The organism is Bradyrhizobium sp. Pha-3, from assembly GCF_042258615.1.
In the GTDB taxonomy this organism is placed as follows: Bacteria; Pseudomonadota; Alphaproteobacteria; order Rhizobiales; family Xanthobacteraceae; genus Bradyrhizobium.
Window position 1 is genome coordinate 9,087,246 of sequence record NZ_CP170152.1, and the last position, 16,549, is coordinate 9,103,794.

The 16,549-nt window shown below is 66.3% G+C and carries 13 protein-coding genes and 1 pseudogene; 6 read left to right on the plus strand and 8 right to left on the minus strand.

Going from position 1 to position 16,549, the window contains the following annotated elements; genetic code table 11:
* The first annotated feature begins 46 nt into the window (after positions 1–46).
* The 4 genes from ACE10Z_RS42405 (at position 47) to ACE10Z_RS42420 (ending at position 5,758) form a co-directional block, all read left to right on the plus strand.
* A complete protein-coding gene (locus tag ACE10Z_RS42405; protein ID WP_375785982.1) occupies positions 47–2,110 on the plus strand; it encodes an ABC transporter ATP-binding protein/permease in 2,064 nt (687 codons plus the stop codon).
* A gap of 316 nt (positions 2,111–2,426) precedes the next feature.
* Positions 2,427–2,813 (plus strand): VOC family protein, encoded by a 387-nt coding sequence (locus ACE10Z_RS42410; RefSeq protein WP_375785983.1) that lies wholly within the window; start codon positions 2,427–2,429, stop codon positions 2,811–2,813.
* A gap of 126 nt (positions 2,814–2,939) precedes the next feature.
* On the plus strand, positions 2,940–3,173 hold the full coding sequence (locus tag ACE10Z_RS42415; RefSeq protein WP_375785984.1) for a hypothetical protein: 234 nt from the start codon (positions 2,940–2,942) through the stop codon (positions 3,171–3,173).
* A gap of 1,439 nt (positions 3,174–4,612) precedes the next feature.
* Positions 4,613–5,758 (plus strand): OmpA family protein, encoded by a 1,146-nt coding sequence (locus tag ACE10Z_RS42420; protein WP_363323470.1) that lies wholly within the window; start codon positions 4,613–4,615, stop codon positions 5,756–5,758.
* 213 nt (positions 5,759–5,971) lie between these two features.
* Here ACE10Z_RS42420 and ACE10Z_RS42425 read toward each other — a convergent pair whose 3' ends face one another.
* Positions 5,972–7,720 carry an alkaline phosphatase gene (locus ACE10Z_RS42425; RefSeq protein WP_375785985.1) on the minus strand — a complete coding sequence of 583 codons (1,749 nt, stop codon included), beginning with the start codon at positions 7,718–7,720 and terminating at the stop codon, positions 5,972–5,974.
* Between the two features lie 111 nt (positions 7,721–7,831).
* Entirely contained in the window at positions 7,832–8,197 is a 366-nt protein-coding gene (locus ACE10Z_RS42430; protein ID WP_244068790.1) for a nuclear transport factor 2 family protein, read from the minus strand.
* A 176-nt stretch (positions 8,198–8,373) separates the two neighbouring features.
* Here ACE10Z_RS42430 and ACE10Z_RS42435 point away from each other — a divergent pair, with 176 nt between their 5' ends.
* The gene (locus ACE10Z_RS42435) at positions 8,374–8,961 is read left to right on the plus strand and encodes a TetR/AcrR family transcriptional regulator (RefSeq protein ID WP_375785986.1); all 588 of its coding nucleotides are present in this window, start codon (positions 8,374–8,376) and stop codon (positions 8,959–8,961) included.
* Positions 8,962–9,144: 183 nt separating this feature from the next.
* Here the strand turns inward: ACE10Z_RS42435 and argG are convergent, their stop codons facing one another.
* On the minus strand, positions 9,145–10,482 hold the full coding sequence (gene argG, locus ACE10Z_RS42440; protein ID WP_375785987.1) for an argininosuccinate synthase: 1,338 nt from the start codon (positions 10,480–10,482) through the stop codon (positions 9,145–9,147).
* A 78-nt stretch (positions 10,483–10,560) separates the two neighbouring features.
* Positions 10,561–11,343, minus strand: a complete 783-nt coding sequence (locus ACE10Z_RS42445; protein WP_375785988.1) for a phosphatase PAP2 family protein — start codon at positions 11,341–11,343, stop codon at positions 10,561–10,563.
* Between the two features lie 335 nt (positions 11,344–11,678).
* On the opposite strand from ACE10Z_RS42445, the pseudogene ACE10Z_RS42450 reads away from it, so the two are divergent.
* Positions 11,679–12,794, plus strand: a pseudogene (locus ACE10Z_RS42450) (integrase core domain-containing protein); the annotation flags it as partial.
* 186 nt (positions 12,795–12,980) lie between these two features.
* Here ACE10Z_RS42450 and ACE10Z_RS42455 read toward each other — a convergent pair.
* From ACE10Z_RS42455 to ACE10Z_RS42470, 4 genes are all read right to left on the minus strand, one after another.
* Complete coding sequence (locus tag ACE10Z_RS42455) at positions 12,981–13,466, minus strand: hypothetical protein (protein WP_375785989.1); 486 nt, start codon at positions 13,464–13,466, stop codon at positions 12,981–12,983.
* A gap of 153 nt (positions 13,467–13,619) precedes the next feature.
* The gene (gene rlmN / locus ACE10Z_RS42460) at positions 13,620–14,834 is read right to left on the minus strand and encodes a 23S rRNA (adenine(2503)-C(2))-methyltransferase RlmN (RefSeq protein ID WP_375785990.1); all 1,215 of its coding nucleotides are present in this window, start codon (positions 14,832–14,834) and stop codon (positions 13,620–13,622) included.
* A gap of 74 nt (positions 14,835–14,908) precedes the next feature.
* A complete protein-coding gene (locus tag ACE10Z_RS42465) occupies positions 14,909–15,466 on the minus strand; it encodes an invasion associated locus B family protein (protein ID WP_375785991.1) in 558 nt (185 codons plus the stop codon).
* Between the two features lie 218 nt (positions 15,467–15,684).
* Positions 15,685–16,524 carry an SDR family oxidoreductase gene (locus ACE10Z_RS42470; protein ID WP_375785992.1) on the minus strand — a complete coding sequence of 280 codons (840 nt, stop codon included), beginning with the start codon at positions 16,522–16,524 and terminating at the stop codon, positions 15,685–15,687.
* Positions 16,525–16,549 lie beyond the last annotated feature (25 nt).

Here is a 16,549-nt window from a genome sequence, read left to right on the forward strand (position 1 = left end):
TCGGAACAACATCGGAACCTTCTGATTTCCCTCGCGTTGTCGCGCGATGCGCAAAGCTGAGGTAAAATCCGGATCGTCGAACAGGCCCTCGCCGGCGAAGGCCAACTCGGCCCGGAAAGTCAGCGCGACGCGCGGCGTTCCCGAGGACGGCGACGCCGCACCGGGCGAGGCCGACGACAAATCGGAATTCGTCGAGATCATTGCCGAGGACGGCGACCATGTCGAACCGCCGCCGCCGGAAATTATCGAGCCCGATCCCGAGCTGTCGCCCGAAGAGGCCGAACAGGCGCGCAAGGACTATCTGCTGACGCGGTTCTGGATCACCGCGCGTGGCTATTGGGGCCGGAGCGGCGACCGCCTGGCGTGGCTGTTCACGATCGGCCTGCTGCTGCTGATCGTCGCCAATGTCGCCGTCCAGTACGGCATCAATGTCTGGAATCGAGCGATCTTCGATGCGATCGAAAAACGCGATTCGGTCAGTGTCTTTCACCTGACCGCCATCTTCTTTCCGCTTGCGATCGGCAGCGTGCTGCTCGGCGTCGCCCAGGTGTTCGGCCGCATGGCCATCCAGCGGCGCTGGCGCGCCTGGCTGACCAACGCCGTCGTCTCGCGCTGGCTGGCGAACGGCCGTTACTACCAGCTCAATCTGGTCGACGGCGATCACAAGAATCCGGAATACCGCATCGCCGAGGATCTGCGGATCGCAACCGACTCGCCGGTCGACTTCATCGCCGGCGTGACGTCGGCGCTGCTGTCCGCCGTCACGTTCATCGTCGTGCTTTGGACGATCGGCGGCGCGCTGACGCTGACGCTCGGCGGCTCCTCCATCAGCATCCCGGGCTTCCTGGTCATCGCCGCGATCATCTATGCCGCGATCGCGTCCGGCTCGATCATGGCGATCGGGCGCCGCTTCGTGCAGATTTCCGAGGAGAAGAACCAGGCTGAGGCCGAATTCCGCTATGTGCTGACCCGCCTGCGCGAGAACGGCGAAAGCATCGCCCTGCTTGGCGGCGAGGCCGAGGAACGCGACGGCATCGACAGGACGTTTTCGAACGTGCTGCGGCAATGGGCGCGGCTTGCCGGACAGCACATGCGCACGACGCTGGTGTCGCAGGGATCGAATCTCATTGCGCCGGTGGTGCCCTTGCTGCTGTGCGCACCAAAATTCCTCGAGGGAAGCATGACGCTCGGCCAGGTGATGCAGGCAGCCTCCGCCTTCACCATCGTGCAGACCGCGTTCGGCTGGCTGGTCGACAATTATCCGCGGCTCGCCGACTGGAACGCATGCGCGAGGCGCATCGCCTCGCTGATGATGTCGCTCGACGGGCTTGAACGCGCCGAGACCGGTGATGGCTTCGGCCGCATCAAGCGCGGCGAGACCGGCGGCGAGGCCATGCTGAGCCTCAACGATCTCTCCGTCACGCTCGACGACGGCACGGCCGTGGTCGGCGAAACCGAGGTCGCGATCGAGGCCGGGGAACGGCTGCTGGTCGCGGGCGAATCCGGGACCGGCAAGAGCACGCTGGTCCGCGCCATTGCCGGCTTATGGCCCTGGGGCGGCGGCAGCGTCAGCCTGCATGCGGACCGCCGCCTGTTCATGCTGCCGCAGAAGCCCTACGTGCCCTCGGGCACGCTGCGGCGCGCGGTGGCCTATCCCGGCGCCGCAGAGGACTGGAACATCGATGAGATCGGTGACGCCCTGCACAAGGTCGGCCTCGACCATCTCAAGGAGAAGATCGAGGACGACGCACCGTGGGACCAGACGCTGTCCGGCGGCGAGAAGCAACGGCTCGCCTTTGCCCGCCTGCTGCTGCACAGCCCCGACATCGTCGTGCTCGACGAGGCGACCTCGGCGCTCGACGAAAAGAGCCAGGACAAGATGATGGAGATGGTGACGACGGAATTGCCCAAGGCGACCATCGTCAGCGTTGCCCATCGCGTCGAGCTTGAAGCATTCCATAGCCGCAAGATCGTGCTGGAGCGCCGCAAGGGCGGTGCGAAGCTGGTCAGCGACGTCGACCTGATCCCGCGCAAGGGCAAGCGGCGGCTGCTCGGACGCTTCCTGCGGCAACGGCGAGCCTCGGCCAAGGTGTCGGACAAGGCGGCATGACGGGCGTTACCGCTCCCGCCAGAACCGGCTATGCATGCGCCGCTTTTGATGAGGCCATGCGTGATCCCCGGCAACGACATTTCGCCGGGCGTTAGCCCCTTTCGAAGGGGAGGCGATGCGAGAACGCGGACGCAATTGCATCACAACGGGATCGTAGCCCGGATGAAGCGCAGCGAAATCCGGGGCCAGACCATCCTCGGCCAGAGCAGCCCGGATTGCGCTTCGCTTCATCCGGGCTACATCTTCATTTCCCGTTTCCAAGGGGAGGTGAAACGAGAGCGCGGATGCCAATGCGGCACAGCAAGGGAAGCTCGCAATGATCGACCATATCGGCTTTTCGGTCTCCGACTACGAGCGCGCGAAGGCGTTCTACCAGACGGCGCTGGCGCCGCTTGGCTATGGCCTGATCATGGAAGTGCCGGCGGAAGTGACCGGGCACGCGCCTGCGGCGGGCTTCGGCGCTAACGGCAAGCCGGATTTCTGGATCGGCGGCGAAGGCGCGATGAACAAGCCGGTGCATATCGCGATCACAGCCAAGGACCGCGCCACCGTCGACGCCTTCTACAAGGCCGCGATGGCCGCCGGCGGCCGCGACAACGGCGCGCCCGGCATTCGCGCGCATTATCATGCGAACTATTACGGCGCGTTCGTGCTCGATCCCGACGGCCACAACATCGAGGCGGTCTGCCACACGCCCGGATAACGCGCACAGGAACGGCGCGGCGCGCGATCCGTTATCGCTTCGGGCTGCGATGGAGCGATCAATGCGCGCGAGGCGACCTGACATCGGCGGACCTTGCATCGGCATCAGTGACACGGTCTCGATCTAATGCCGATCGAGCCTCCGGAAATTCCTCCGGCAACGCCGGGGACGCCGAGCGAACCGCCGCCGGGGATTCCGCCCGGCAATCCGCAGCCGGAGGTGCCACCGCCGGTGCGCGAACCCGGCGAGCCGCCGCGACCGGACGAACTGCCCGGCAAGACACCCGACGAATCACCGGTGCGCGGACCGCCGGGGCCGACTGGCCCGCCGCCTGCGACAGATCGACCCGCCGTCCCCTGATTCGCCGTCGCACCCTGGTTCCAGATCGATTGCGAGTGTGTCCGAGCGTTTCTTCTGAACACGCGGTGAACAAGCGCAGATGCAACCCGTTATAATGTCGAAATAAACTTCGCCGATGATTCGGCGCTCGCCACAATCCGGCCTAACGGCTGGCAATTCATCGTCCTGCCGAATTGTTCGGCTCTGACTTCTTTTACTTCCTGCCCAGACTTTCCCCCGGGGACTCCAAGACCATGACAAAGCTTCGTCTCGTGCTGCTTGCCACGACTGCGCTGACGGTGATGCAGTTCGCCACCTCAGCGTCGCACGCACAAACTTCGCCGCTGGTCGTCGCACAGGCGCAGCCAAAGGAAGAGCTCGGACCTGACGGAAAGCCGAAGCCGCGGCCCGCGCCGGGCGCTCCAGCGCATCCGGCACCGCCTGCCGCCGCGCCGCCTGCCGCCGCACCGCATCCGCAGGCGCCGCCTCCGGCAGCCGCGCCACATCCGGCTCCGCCCCCGCCCGCAGCGCCCGCGCGTCCGACCCCGCCACCTCCGCCACCCGCCGCCGCTCCGCCGCATCCGACGCCGCCGGCTCCGCCCGCAGCCGCGCCTGCACGCCCCGCTCCGCCTCCGCCGCCCGCGGCCGCCCCCGCACACCCTGCTCCGCCGGCCGCTCCCGCACGGCCCGAACCGCCCGCCGCACGCCCGGCTCCGCCTCCGCCGGCAGCCGCGCCTGTGCGGCCCGAGCCGCCTGCCGCGAAGCCGACGCCAGCACCTGCACGGCCGGAGCCGCCTGCAGCGGCACCCGCGAAGCCTGCGACGCCACCGCCGCCGGCCGCTGCGCCCGCACATCCGACGCCGACCCCACCGCCGCCACCGGCCGCAGCCCCGCAACGTCCGGCTACGCCGCCGCCCGGCGCCGGACCTGCGCACACTCCGCCGACACCGGCGCCAAGTGCCGCACCAAGCACCGCACCGGTAGCACCTGGTGCCGCTCCTGCGGCACGCCCCGGCACGCCGCCCGCAGCCGCAACGCCAACGCCTGCAACACCCGGAGCTCCGACAACGGCACCGGCCGAGCGCCGGCCTGGCGATCGGCCGGGCGGTGAACGTCCGGCTGGTGAACGTCCTGGCGGCGCCAAGCAACCGCCGGGTACCCCGCCCGCGACCCCGCCCGGCGCGACGTCGCCGGCAACGCCTTCGACAACGACGCCTCCCGCCGCAGGCGGCCAGCCGCCGGCGCGGCCCGGCACCCCCGGCACCCCGCCCGCCGCGGCGACGCCTCCGGGTGCGACGCCGACACCACCTGCGCCGGGTCAGCAGGGACGTCCGGCCACACCGCCTGGAACGGCTCCGACCCCGGGAGCCGCGATGGGCGCCCCCGGCGCGGCACCGGCTCCGGCTCAGCAGGCACGCCCGGGCGTTGCGCCCGGCGTATCACCAGCCCAGGGAGCCGCCATGGGCGCGCCCGCGGCACGTCCGGCCGGCCCCTCGGCGCCGGGCGTCGTCCCCGGCTCGGCGGCCGCAACGCCCCCGCCCGACAAGGCGCAATACGCCCCGCCGACGGTTTCGTCCGCGTTCCGGGCCGCGCCAACGGTCACGGCGCCGCTTCCGCCGCCTCCGCGACGTGACAACGTCTCGCCGCTCGCGATCGGCGCCGCTGTCGGCGTGGGCGTCGTCGCCGGTGCGATCATCGGCGGGACCATCGCCGACCTGCACAACCAGCGGCAGGAGGTCGTCGAAGACGGCCGGACCATTTACACGGAGCCGGATCGCATCATCATTCGCGATCCGGGCGGTCAGGCCTATGTGCGTGGCGACGACGTCTATCGCTTCCGCTACGGCGCGCGTGACATCCGCACCGAGACGATCGGCGGCGAGACCCGCACCGTCGTGGTTCGTCCCGACGGCAGCGAGATCATCACGGTGGTCGGTCCTGATGGCCAGATGCTGCGCCGGATCCGCAGGGATCCCGGTGGACGCGAGCTCGTCATCATCGACAACAGCTATCGCGATCCGGGCGCGGTCGGCGGCTTCTATGTCGACCTGCCTCCGCCGGTGGTCCGCATCCCCTATGATCGCTACATCGTCGAGTCCGACAGCGCGGCGCCGGACGTGATCTACGACACCATGGAGGCGCCGCCGGTGGACCGGATCGCGCGACGCTATACGCTCGACGAGATCCGCTACAGCCCGAACGTGCGCATGCTGATGCCGTCGATCGACGTCAACAGCATCAACTTCGACTCCGGCTCCTGGCAGATTCCGCCGGATCAGGCGGCGAAGCTGCAGGCGATCGCCGACGGCCTCAACCGGGCCATCCAGCGCAATCCGCGCGAGGTGTTCCTGATCGAAGGCCACACGGATGCGACCGGCAACGACACCGACAATCTGTCGCTGTCCGACCGCCGTGCGCAATCCGCCGCCGAGTTGCTGACGCAGCAGTTCGGCGTGCCGGCGGAAAACCTGACCTCGCAGGGCTACGGCTCGCAATATCTGAAGGAGCAGACCGACGGACCGAGCCGCATCAACCGGCGCGTCACCGTCCGCCGCATCACCCCGCTGCTCAACGGCGGCACCGCCTCCGCAGCGCCGCCGCGCTGAGCCGGCACGAGACCGCGATACGAAATGGCCGGGAGCGATCCCGGCCATTTTTGTTTGATCCGTTTTGGAGCCAGTGTCAGGGAGTATGCGTCATTGCGAGCCACCGGGTCGCGCGAACGCGCGCCCGATGACAGGCTCCGCGAAGCAATCCAGCGCACCACAAGCGGAACTATGGATTGCTTCGTCGCTACGCTCCTCGCAATGACGGAGGAGCTACTTCCCCAGCCCCAGCGCGTCGACCATCACGCGAAACACCTCGGTGTTGTCCATCGCGCCGTGCACGCGCTCGCTGCCCGGTCCGGTCGCAGTGAGGATGACATCCTCGCCGGAATGCACGCTGGCGCCGATCATCGCCGGCAGATTGCGGAAGCGCAGCACGACGCCGGGGACGTCCTTGTATTTGTCGTTGGCCTTGAAGGTGTCGGGCTGATCGCCTTTCACGGTCGGCTCGTTCGGATCGTCGAGCTTCGGGCGGAACGTCTCGTAATGGTCCGGCAGGCTGGCCGAGAAGATCGCGAGCCGCCGGCTGACATCGACGCGTGACGGATAGCCTTCGGCATCGGGCGCGGGGTAATTCGGGAAGCCGGCCTTGTCATAGACACCGACGCGCTCGCGCAACGGCATGTTGGGTGCAGCAGTCATGTCGTCATTGATGGTGCCGACCAGGCTGTTCGGATGGTTGTGGTCGGCGACGACCAGGATCAGCGTGTCGTCGTTGCGCGCCTTGGCCCAGTCCTTTGCCAGCCGCACCGCATTGTCGAGCATGATGGTGTCGTAGACCGCGCGCTCCATGTCGAGCAGATGGGCGTATTTGTCGATCAGGCCGGACTCGACCATCAGGAAGAATCCAGACTCGTGCTTCGACAGAATCGTGAGCGCCGCCTGAACCTGCTCGGTCAGATCGGGCTGCTCGGGGAATTTTTTGACGCCGCCGCCCTTGAGGAATTTGCGGTCGAGCGCGCCATCCATGTTGCCGGTGGCGAACAGGCCGAGCAATTGCCGCGTCTCGGGCCGTGCGGCCAGCGCGTTCAGCTCGCTTGCGGTGGCCGCGACCGGATAGCCCGCGTCGCGGAAGCGCGCGAGATAATCGATGTCGTCCTTGCGTTTCGATCCCGCGGCGGATTGCGGCAGGAAGTTTGCGGCGCCGCCGCCCATCAGCACGTCGGGCTTCGCATCGAAATATTGCGCGACGATCGCATCATAAGCGGCGCGGCGGCGGGTATGCGCCACCATCGCAGCCGGCGTCGCGTCCTCGATTTCGGTATTGGTGACGATGCCGACGGCGAGCCCGGCCCGCTTGGCAAGACTCGCAATGGTTTCGACCCTGGGGTCGTCGAGTGGATCGGGCGTGCGATCGGCATAGACGCCGAGCGCATTGACCGCGGCCTTGTGGCCGGTGGCGTAAGCGCTCGCGGCATTCGCCGAGTCGGTGATGATCGAATCCGAGCCGGCGGTCGCGACCAGCGCCATGTGCGGCATGTCGTCGATGGCGAGCTTGCCGCGGCTCTTGCCTTCCGCGATTCCCTTGGAGAGGATCCGCGCGGCGACGCGATGCGCCGGCGACATCCCATCGCCAATGAACAGGATCACGTTCTTCGCCTTGCGCGGCCCGGTGTCGTAGACGCTCCAGGTCACCGTGCGGTTCTGCGTGCCGTCGCTGACTTCGACGGTGACCGGGCCCGGCCTGGCGAGCGAGACATCGCGCAGCAGCAACGCCGACTGGTCCCGGCCGGCTTCGCGCGCGGCAAACGTGCCGCTCTGGCCGAACACCGCGGCATAGTCCGCGCCGTTCAACGTCACCTTCAGCCGGGCTTGATCGACGACGCCGGGAAGTTCGACCTTGAAGTCGAATTTTGCGCCGACAAGGATATCGGCGCGATCGATCGGATAGACGGTCTGGGCGAGCGCCGGCGCCGCCGACAACACCAGGGTGACGGCCACGCCGGCCAATGACTTGATCATGATCGATGCTCCCGCCCCCTTGCGCATGATGCGCGTGGGGACGGAGGCTAGTTGTGGCCGATGACGCCGCAATGAGGCAGCGCCGGGACGTATTGCCGCAAGGGGCGGGGGTCAGCGCGCCATCTGCTGCGGATCGTAGAAGAAGCGCTCCTCGATCAGCTCCTCGCCGCGCCAGGTCTGCCAGGCGACCTCCTCCATGCTGCGGACCTTGCCGTCCTTGCCGGTGAATTCGAAGCGCCAGCAGATCGCCGAATGGTCGCCGTCGAGCAGCAGCGGCCCGAGCCGTGTGGTCTTCACGCCGGAGACCGCGGCCAGCACCGCCGCCTCGCGCGCCGCCAGCGCCTCGCGGCCGACGCGCCATTCGCCGTCGTTCTCCTGGGTGCGGGCATCGGCCGTATAGAAGTTCCTGATCGCACCGACATGGTCGTTGGATTCGACCGTGTCGGCGAAGGCTTGCAGCGTCTTGAGCGAAGGCACGGGACAATCTCCATTTACCGACTGATGGTCGGTATTTATCGACCAAGGGTCGGTAAGTCAACTGGCGCCGCTGCGGAACCTGGGCTAGACAGCATGATCCGGAAAAGTGTGAAGCGGTTTTCCCGCGACAAACGGGAAGCGTTTGCGCTGAGATCATGCTCAAACAATAACGAACCATGGCAACCCAGGCCGAACGGCGCGAGAAGACCAGAGCCGCGATCGTCAAGGCGGCGCGGCGCATTTTTGGCGAGCGCGGCTTTGCGGCCGCGACGATGGACGACATCGCCGCCGGCGCACGCGTCGCCAAGGGCGCGGTCTATCATCACTTTGCGACCAAGGAGGCGGTGTTCGAGGCGGTGTTCGAGCAGGTCTCGATGGACCTCGTCGCCGATCTCGACCGCATCTCGCGCGCCGAGAACGATCCGCTGGCGGCGATGGCGGCGGGAACGCAGGGCTATTTCGCGGCTTGCTCGAAAGGCCCGACCGGCCAGATCATTTTGCGCGATGGCCCGGCCGTGCTCGGCTGGGAATGCTGGCGCGAGATCGACGCCAAACATTTCGGCGGCAAGTTTCCGCGCGCGCTTGCCGCTGCGATGGACGCCGGCGTGATCGCCAAGCAGCCGATCGAGCCCCTGGCGCGGCTGCTGCTCGGCGCGGTGACGGAAGCGGCGGTTGCGGTCTCCGCCGGCCCCGACATCGGCAAGACCGGCACCGATTACGCGCGCGCGTTCCGCTCGCTGCTGGATGCGCTCAGGGTGAAATGAAAGTAAGCCGCGGGAAAGCAGTCCCGTCATCCTGAGGAGCGCGTAGCGCGTCTCGAAGGATCGACGGCCAGTAGCGGGGCCGATTCATCCTTCGAGACGGCCGCGTTGCGGCCTCCTCAGGATGACGGAGTTGCTTCTACGCCCGAGAAGGCCCGAGACGACACTGAGTGTCGCCTGCCGCCTTCAATCCTTGTCGTTCTCGAGCTGAAAAATCTGCGAGCCTTCGCCGCCCGAGAGCAGGCCGGTCTTGTTGTAGATACCGAGCTTGGCGCGCGTGTCTGATATGTCCAGGTTGCGCATCGTCAGCTGGCCGATGCGGTCGGCTGGCGTAAACGCCGCGTCCTCGACCTTCTCCATGCTGAGCCGCTCCGGCGCATAGGTCAGGTTCGGGCTCTCGGTATTTGATATCGAGTAATCGTTGCCGCGGCGCAGCTCGAGCGTCACCTCGCCGGTGATGGCGCGCGCCACCCAGCGCTGAGCGGTCTCGCGCAGCATCAGGGCCTGCGAGTCGAACCAGCGGCCCTGGTACAGCAGCCGGCCGAGCCGCATGCCGCTGATGCGGTACTGCTCGATCGTATCCTCGTTATGGATGCCGGTGACGAGACGCTCATAGGCGATGTGCAGCAGCGCCATGCCGGGCGCCTCGTAGATGCCGCGGCTCTTGGCCTCGATGATGCGGTTCTCGATCTGGTCGCTCATGCCGAGACCGTGGCGGCCGCCGATCGCGTTGGCCTCGAGGAACAGCGCGACCGGATCGGCGAACGTCTTGCCGTTCAGCGCGACCGGCTGGCCTTCTTCGAAGCGCACCACGACCTTCTCAGCCTTGACGTCGCAATCGGCACGCCAGAACGGCACGCCCATGATCGGATTGACGATGGTGATGCCGCTCGCAAGGCTCTCGAGATCCTTGGCCTCATGCGTCGCGCCGAGCAGGTTGCTGTCGGTCGAATAGGCCTTCTCCGCGCTCATCTTGTAGGCAAAGCCCTGCGCGGTCATGAACGCCGACATCTCGGCGCGGCCGCCGAGTTCGTCGATGAATTGCTGGTCGAGCCAGGGCTTGTAGATGCGCAGGCTCGGATTGGTCAGCAGGCCGTAGCGGTAGAAGCGCTCGATGTCGTTGCCCTTGTAGGTCGAGCCGTCGCCCCAGATGTTGACGCCATCCTCCTGCATCGCGGCGACCAGCATCGTGCCGGTCACCGCGCGGCCGAGCGGGGTGGTATTGAAATAGGTGATGCCGCCGGTCGAGATGTGGAACGCGCCGGACTGGATCGCGGCGATGCCCTCATGCACCAGCTGGGTGCGGCAATCGACCAGGCGGGCCTTCTCGGCGCCGAAATCCATCGCCTTGCGCGGGATTGCGTCGTAATCGGCCTCGTCGGGCTGGCCGAGATTGGCGGTGTAGGCGAAGACCTTGGCGCCCTTCAGCTTCATCCAGAGCAGTGCCGCTGACGTGTCGAGCCCGCCCGAGAACGCGATGCCGACTTTCTCGCCGGTGGGCAGGTTTTTCAGAATCGTACTCATGGGACGGTCCAATCGGTCGAAATCGGGATGATTACGCTGGGCGAATATCAAATTTCCGGAGCCTGGGCACGCCTTTAATCATGCTTCCGTGCCGCCGGGCTCGGCCTTGCCGCCCCGGCGCCAGCGCTGCATCCACCGGTAGCCGGGCATTGCCAGCCGCGTCAGCGCGGCATCGACCGCCTCGTCGGTCAGCCGGGTCGAGGCCCAGCGGTAGATCAGCGCATAGAACAGCCAGACGGTGAAGAACGACACCAGGCCTGCGATCGCCACATCGGTGAAGAAATGGCCGCCAAAGGCCATGCGAAGCCCGCTGGTGACGATGCCGAACACGGTCGCCCCGGCAAAGGCCAGCGGCCGCCAGGCGGGCGGCGTCAGCGCCGCCGGCGCATAGGTCCAGAACGCGGTGGCACCCTCGCCGGAGAAGAACGAGCAGTTGCGCGGGCAGCCGCCGCGCGGGTCCCACCACGGCATGAATTGCAGGTCGCCGCCGAACTGCGTCACGAACACCGGCCGCGGCCGGCCCCAATAGTTCTTGAAGGTGAGGTTGGTGAGCACGCCGGCCGAGAGCAGCATCGTGGTCAGCAGGAATACCGCGGCGCGGCCCGACATCAGCATCGGCCGATCCGGCCGGATGAATTTCCAGACGATGGTCACGATCGCCGGCAGCACCAGCGCCCAGGCGATCCACATCGCCGCATCGCGCGCAAACGACGCCACCGCATCGAGCTTCACGGGGAAGGTGTTTTCCGCAGCATCGTAGAACAGCGCCGCGAGCTTCAGGTCGAGCTCGGGATAGACCCCGAACAGGATGCCGATGATGAGCGCGAGCGCCAGCGCGATAAAAAGTCCGGTCCGGTTCATGGCGCGCGGTTTAGCCGAGGCGGCGGGGTATGGAAAGTGCGTCGGCTGCCTTACCCTCCCCTGGAGGGGTCGAGACGAGCGAAGCTCGCTCTTGGGTCGACTCACATTGAGCGGAGCGAAGCGTGAGCCGGGGTGGGGTGATCTCTCAACACGGGCAGTTCTCATGTGGAGGGATTTCACCCCACCTCGGTTCGCATTGCGCTTGCGCTTCATGCGAACCGATCCTCCCCCTCCAGGGGAGGATGAGAATCCCGGTCCTAACCGGCTACATAGGTAACAGAATAGACCGGCGACATGGGTAACAGGTCAACTGATCGGCAAGGAGGAGCTTGCCGATGGGGTGGATGGAGACCTGTGCTGTGGATGAGCGGATGCGGTTTGTGGTTGCGGCGCAAAAGCACGAGGAGTCATTTGCGGCGGTGTGTCGGCGGTTCGGAGTGAGCCGTCGGGTGGGCTACAAATGGCTTGCACGGTTCGAGGAAGAAGGCGCGGCCGGACTGTTCGATCGTCCGCGAGCTCCTCTGCATCGTCCGCAAAGCGTTGCGGAGGAGATCGCCGAGCGCTGCCTTGAGGTGCGTCGGGCGCATCCGACCTGGGGGCCGATCAAGGTGCTGGCCTTTCTTGAACGGAAGTCACCTCGGACGGCATGGCCTGCGGCAAGCACGATCGGCGAGCTGTTCGATCGTGAGGGCCTGACGGTGAAGCGCAAGCTGCGCCGGCGTAGCCCGCCCTCGAGCGCGCCCTTTGCCGGTTGCGATGCAGCCAACGATACCTGGTGCATCGACTTCAAGGGCTGGTTCCTGACCGGGGACGGCATGCGCTGCGAGCCGCTGACGATCACCGATGCCTACAGCCGCTACCTGCTGCGCTGCCAGGTTCTGGCGCGCACCGACACGGATCATGTCTGGCCGGTGCTGGACGCGGCGTTCCGCGAGTTTGGGTTGCCGCATTACATGCGCTCGGACAACGGCTCGCCGTTTGCCTCGCGCGGCGCCGGAGGATTGTCGCGGCTGTCGGTCAAGCTGATCAAAGCCGGCGTGACGCCAGAGCGCATTGCACCGGGCAAACCTCAGCAGAACGGCCGCCATGAACGCATGCATCTGACCCTGCTGCAAGACGTTGCCAGTCCGCCGGCTCCCACCATGCGCGAGCAGCTCAAGCGCTTGCACAGCTTCCAGCATCTCTACAACCAAGAACGTCCGCACCAATCGCTCGACAACGCCACGCCAGCCGACCGTTACCAAGCCTCCTCGCGCCGCTTCCACGGTGTCTTGCGCGAGCCGGAATACGCTGACGATCAGGAGGTCCGCTCGGTCCGGCAGAACGGAGAGATCAAGTGGCTGGGCAACACGATCTACATCAGCGAAGCGCTGATCGGTGAGCCCGTCGGCCTGGCCGAGGACCAAGACGGCTGGACCGTCAGCTATGGCCCGATCGTGCTCGGCACGATCGCTCGCCGCGGTGACCAACTCCGCAGGCCGAGACGCAAAGCAAGAGGCTGTGGACTTGAGGACAACGCTGCGCGTTGCCCTCAGGGTCCACAGCCTCAACAACAACAGACCTGAACGAAACGAGAATTGTGTTACCCATGTCGTCGGTCTGAACTGTTACCCATGTTGCCGGTTGCTCAATCCCGATCACGGCCGCGGCGATTGCGACGGCAATGGCGGGGGCGGCGGCAACGGGCGCGGCGGCTCGCGCCAGGCGCCGGCGGTGCGGCCGGCGATCAGCCAGTAGATGAGGCCGGCGACGATGCCGGCGCCGGTCATGATCTCCATGTGCCGGCGCACGATGCCGTGAAATTGCATCATGTCGGGATCGAACGGAACCAGGCCGAGGTAGCAGGCCGCGCCGACGATCGCGCCGCCGACCGCATAGGCCAGCACACTCCTGATGAAAAAGGCCTCGGTGATCAGCACCACGATCAGCGCGGGCAGCAGCGCAAAGCCTGAGATGAAGATGAAACCGAAGCCGAGCACGACATTAACAGCGCTCTGATCGATCTGCCCGCCGAAATCGCTGATCTCGGGATACAGCACCGCGACGACCACGATGATCCCTGCCACGAAGCAGGCCATCAGGAAACCGAACGCGACGACGAACAGGCGGCCGATCAGGGCCATGAGATCATTCCATCATCGGAAAACAAGCTTAGCACTCGTCTCTCCTCGTCATGCCCGGGCTTGTCCCGGGCATCCACGTCTTCTCTCGTCGCAGCAGAAGTAAGACGTGGATGGCCGGGACAAGCCCGGCCATGACCACAATTGTGGGCACCCTCAATCCGTCATCGCCATCGCGCGCAGCGCCTGGCGCTCGCGGGCCGAGAGCTTTTCGGTCTCGGACTTGAGCTGGCCGCAGGCGGCGAGGATGTCGCGGCCGCGCGGGGTGCGCACCGGCGAGGAATAGCCGGCGTTGAAGATATATTCGGAGAATTTTTCGATCTGCTCCCAGTCCGAGCATTCGTAGGCGGTGCCCGGCCACGGATTGAACGGGATCAGGTTGATCTTGGCCGGAATGCCCTTGAGCAGCTTCACCAGGAGTTTCGCGTCATCGAGCGAGTCGTTGACGCCCTTGAGCATCACATATTCGAAGGTGATGCGCCGCGCGTTCGAGGCGCCGGGATAGTCGCGGCACGCCTGCAGCAATTCCTTGATCGGATATTTGCGGTTCAGGGGCACGAGCTCGTTGCGCAGCTCGTCGCGCACCGCATGCAGCGAGATCGCGAGCATCACGCCGATCTCGTCACCAGTGCGCTGGATGTTCGGCACGACGCCCGAGGTCGACAGCGTGATGCGCCGGCGGGAAATGCCGATGCCTTCATTGTCGCCGACGATCAACAGCGCATCGCGCACCGCATCGAAATTGTAGAGCGGCTCGCCCATCCCCATCATCACGATGTTGGTGACGCGCCGCGTGCCGTCCTCGCGATCGGCCCAGTCATTCAGCCGGTCGCGCGCCACCATCACCTGGCCGACGATCTCGCCGGCGGTGAGGTTGCGCACCAGCCGCTGCGTGCCGGTGTGGCAGAACGAGCAGTTCAGCGTGCAGCCGACCTGCGATGAAACGCACAGCGTGCCGCGATCGGTTTCGGGGATATAGACGCACTCGACCTCGTGCGGCCGCTCGACCTTGTCGCCGCTCGGCAGCCGCAGCAGCCATTTGCGCGTGCCGTCGTTCGAGATCTGCTCGGCGACCACCTCGGGACGGTCGACGGTAAAATGCTTCTCGAGCTCGGCGCGCATGTCCTTCGAGACGTTGGTCATCTCGGAAAAGCTCTTGGCGCCGCGGAAATACATCCAGTTCCAGAGCTGCTGGGTGCGCATCTTGCGCTGCGCGGCCTGCACGCCGATCTCGCCCAGGCGATCGGCGATCTCGGCGCGCGACAGCCCGATCAGCGACGGCTTGGCCGGCGGCACATAGGTCTCGAGCGGAACCTTTTCGACCAGCGCGCTGGCGCCGGACACGGCATTGGTGGTCGGGGTGTCGGTCATGAAACCTCAAATAGGCCTTCCAGCCGGTGCTGGAAAGCCACCAAATTCCTCGATTTTACGGCTCAGTCGCTTGTTTAGCGCCGGCAGTCCTGCCCCAGCCGGTCGAGCGCCTGCGCCAGGCCCTTCAGCGAGAAGGTGTCCGTCGTCTCGGTACCCTTCGCCGAGACGGCTTTTACCGTCAGATCGGCCGATTTGCGCATGGCTTCAACCATCCGCCCCTCCTCGGCCGCGTTCTTGATCCAGAGGCCGTCGCCCTGCGTGTACATCGCATAGGTACCGCCCCCGACCTGGAGCGTCGATTCCGAGCCCGGCTTCACGGCGTAGCCGATCATGACCGAAACTTCGTTGACGACCTGCTCCGCCGGACGCGTCGAGATGAAGGCATAAGCCGGATCGCGCGGGCGGTTCGGCGGGTTGGTCTTGGACGAGGACGGCTTGGCGAGCGCAAAGCACACCTTCTTGCCGTTGGGTGACGCTGTGTAGGCGCCCCAGGTCCCGAATTGGCCGATCAGCGTCGGCTCCGCACCGCCGGCCGCAGCCGCGGCCGCCGAAGCCGCCGGCTTGGCCGCTTCCTTCGCCGTGTCCTTCTTGGGTGCGGCCTGCGCCGGCGCAAGCGAGATGATCCCGCACACGACACAAACAGCCAGTGATGTCAGAATTTGCCGCACGGCCAACTGGTTCCCCCATCATTGTGACTGGAAGATGGCTCGGCGATTCCCCTCCGCCGGTTCGGATGGATACCCGGGAAACGCTTTTTTGGGAAGGCAGTTGGGTCTGGACGCGTGCGCCAGCCACAGCCGCACGCGCGTCGATTCCTGCTCAGTGCTTGGTGTCGTGGGTCAGCTCTTGGTCAGCCCTTGGCGCGCGCCGCGCGCTGGCTCTCCCATTGTGCGTCGGTCCATTGCAGCAGGTCTTCGGCACCGGAACTGCGCAAATGCGCGCCGCCGTCCTGCACCACCATCTCGCCGTTGATGTAGCCGGCCTGATCGGAAATCAGGAAAGCGGCGAGATTGGCCAGCTCGGAATGCTCGCCGGCGCGGCCGAGCGGATTGCGATGCGACCAGGTCTCGCCGCGCGCTTCGGGACGCAACTGTCCGGTGGCACCTGGTGTCGGGAACGCGCCCGGCGCGATCGCCACGGTGCGGATGCCTTTCGGGCCCCACTCGACGGCCAGGCTCTTGGTCATCGCCAGCACCGCGGTCTTGGCCATCGACGACGGCACCGTGAAGGCGCGGCCGGTGATTGTGGAGGTCGAGAGGATCGAGAGCACCACGCCCTTGTGCTTGCCCTCGATCCAGCGGCGACCGGCGGCGAGCGTGCAGTACATCGTGCCGTGCAGCGTCGGTGCGAGGATCGCGTCCGCCGCACGGAATGACAAATGTTCGCTCTGCGCAATAAAAGTTGCGGCAGCATTGTTGACGAGAACGTCGATCGGCGCCTCCTGCCAGACCTGATCCATCATCGCCTCGACCGCCGCGCCGTCGCGGATGTCGCAGCGCGCGATGGAGACCTTGGCGCCGAACTCGCTGCGGAATTTGCCCGCGGTTTCCTCCAGCAGCCCCTCGCGCCGCCCGCAGATGATGAGTTCGGCACCGAGTTCGGCGAAGCGGACGCCCATCGCCGCGCCGAGGCCGGAGCCGCCGCCGGTGATCAGGATGCGCTTTTTCGCTAGCAGGCCTTTTTCAAACATAGTTTGATCCCTCCGCACTGTATTG

Bases quoted from the DNA above. Each gene is read 5' to 3' on its own strand.
- ACE10Z_RS42405 (WP_375785982.1), top strand. From the start codon at position 47: ATGCGCAAAGCTGAGGTAAAATCCGGATCGTCGAACAGGCCCTCGCCG.
- ACE10Z_RS42410 (WP_375785983.1), top strand. From the start codon at position 2,427: ATGATCGACCATATCGGCTTTTCGGTCTCCGACTACGAGCGCGCGAAG.
- ACE10Z_RS42415 (WP_375785984.1), top strand. From the start codon at position 2,940: ATGCCGATCGAGCCTCCGGAAATTCCTCCGGCAACGCCGGGGACGCCG.
- ACE10Z_RS42420 (WP_363323470.1), top strand. From the start codon at position 4,613: ATGGGCGCGCCCGCGGCACGTCCGGCCGGCCCCTCGGCGCCGGGCGTC.
- ACE10Z_RS42425 (WP_375785985.1), bottom strand. From the start codon at position 7,720: ATGATCAAGTCATTGGCCGGCGTGGCCGTCACCCTGGTGTTGTCGGCG.
- ACE10Z_RS42435 (WP_375785986.1), top strand. From the start codon at position 8,374: ATGGCAACCCAGGCCGAACGGCGCGAGAAGACCAGAGCCGCGATCGTC.
- argG (WP_375785987.1), bottom strand. From the start codon at position 10,482: ATGAGTACGATTCTGAAAAACCTGCCCACCGGCGAGAAAGTCGGCATC.
- ACE10Z_RS42445 (WP_375785988.1), bottom strand. From the start codon at position 11,343: ATGAACCGGACCGGACTTTTTATCGCGCTGGCGCTCGCGCTCATCATC.
- ACE10Z_RS42455 (WP_375785989.1), bottom strand. From the start codon at position 13,466: ATGGCCCTGATCGGCCGCCTGTTCGTCGTCGCGTTCGGTTTCCTGATG.
- rlmN (WP_375785990.1), bottom strand. From the start codon at position 14,834: ATGACCGACACCCCGACCACCAATGCCGTGTCCGGCGCCAGCGCGCTG.
- ACE10Z_RS42470 (WP_375785992.1), bottom strand. From the start codon at position 16,524: ATGTTTGAAAAAGGCCTGCTAGCGAAAAAGCGCATCCTGATCACCGGC.